At 68.3% G+C, this 1,819-nt stretch carries 1 protein-coding gene; it reads left to right on the forward strand.

Annotated features, from left to right (window positions below):
- Positions 1-133: 133 nt before the first annotated feature.
- Positions 134-1,819, forward strand: a 1,686-nt coding sequence (locus tag G6022_RS15660; RefSeq protein WP_182691962.1) for a phosphoenolpyruvate carboxykinase (GTP), incomplete at its 3' end; no start/stop codon positions are given.

Here is a 1,819-nt window from a genome sequence, read left to right on the forward strand (position 1 = left end):
TCGACCACGGCCACATCTGAAAAGTTGAGGCATTGCTCACGTCGGGGCCACGATCGGGGCCCGGAAGGCGGCGGGACCATCGGGTTGACGATAGTGTGTGATCGATACCATGCACCGTGTACGAGGAGCTGTGATGACCACCACCACCATTCCCGGCCTCGAGGGTCAGGCGCCAACCGATCACGCGGAGATGCTCGCGTGGATCGCCGAGGTCGCCGAACTGACCCAGCCGGACCGGGTCGTCTTCGCCGACGGCTCCGACGAGGAGTGGGACCGCCTCACGACGGAACTGGTGGAGCACGGCACCTTCGTGAAACTCGACGAGTCCAAGAAGCCCAACTCGTTCCTCGCCCAGTCCGACCCCAAGGACGTCGCGCGGGTCGAGTCGCGGACGTTCATCTGCTCGGAGACCGCGGAGGGCGCCGGCCCCACCAACAACTGGCGGGACCCGGCCGAGATGCGCGGCCACATGACCGAGCTGTTCCGCGGCAGCATGCGTGGTCGCACGATGTACGTCGTGCCCTACTGCATGGGCCCCCTGGAGGCCGAGGACCCCAAGCTCGGCATCGAGCTCTCCGACTCCGCCTACGTCGTGGTGTCCATGAAGATCATGACCCGCATGGGCACCGCCGCGCTGGAGAAGATCGGCTCCGACGGCGCGTACGTCAAGGGCCTGCACACCGTGGGCGCCCCGCTCGAGCCCGGCCAGGAGGACGTCTCGTGGCCGTGTAACGAGGAGAAGTACATCACCCACTTCCCGGAGAGCCGGGAGATCTGGTCCTTCGGATCCGGGTACGGCGGCAACGCGCTGCTGGGCAAGAAGTGCTTCGCGCTGCGGATCGCCTCCGCCATGGCCCGCGACGAGGGCTGGATGGCCGAGCACATGCTCATCCTCAAGCTCATCTCCCCGGAGGACAAGGTCTACTTCATCGCCGCGGCCTTCCCGTCCGCGTGCGGCAAGACCAACCTCGCGATGCTGCAGCCGACCATCGAGGGCTGGCGCGCGGAGGTCGTGGGAGACGACATCGCCTGGATGCGCTTCGGCGAGGACGGCCGGCTCTACGCCGTCAACCCGGAGTACGGCTTCTTCGGCGTCGCGCCCGGCACCAACTACTCGTCCAACCCCAACGCCATGAAGACGCTGGAGGCGGGCAACTCCATCTACACCAACGTCGCCCTCACGGACGACGGCGACGTGTGGTGGGAGGACCTGGAGGGGACCCCGGACCACCTGATCGACTGGCTGGGCAACGACTGGACGCCCGTGGGCGACGGCGGGGCCGGCAACGCCGCCCACCCCAACTCCCGCTACTGCGTGCCGATCGACCAGTGCCCGGTCACGGCCGCGGAGTTCAACTCCCCCGAGGGCGTGCCGATCTCGGCCATCCTGTTCGGCGGTCGCCGCGCGGACACCGTGCCGCTGGTGAGCGAGGCCCACTCGTGGAACCACGGCGTCTACATCGGTGCCACCCTCTCCTCCGGCCAGACCGCGGCCGCGGAGGGCCAGGTCGGCGCGGTCCGCCGCGACCCGATGGCCATGCTGCCCTTCATCGGCTACAACGTCGGTGACTACTTCCAGCACTGGGTGGACATGGGCGCCCGCGGTGGCGACAAGATGCCCAAGGTCTTCCTGGTCAACTGGTTCCGCAAGGGCGCGGACGGTCGCTTCCTCTGGCCCGGGTTCGGCGAGAACAGCCGGGTCCTCAAGTGGGTCGTGGACCGCATCGAGGGCCGGGTCGAGGCGGACGAGACCGTCGCGGGCTTCACCGCCCGAGCCTCGGACATCGACCTCACCGGCCTCGACACCCCCCTCAAGGAC

It is taken from the genome of Dietzia sp. Cai40 (genome assembly GCF_014145165.1).
GTDB classification, from domain to species: Bacteria; Actinomycetota; Actinomycetes; order Mycobacteriales; family Mycobacteriaceae; genus Dietzia; species Dietzia natronolimnaea.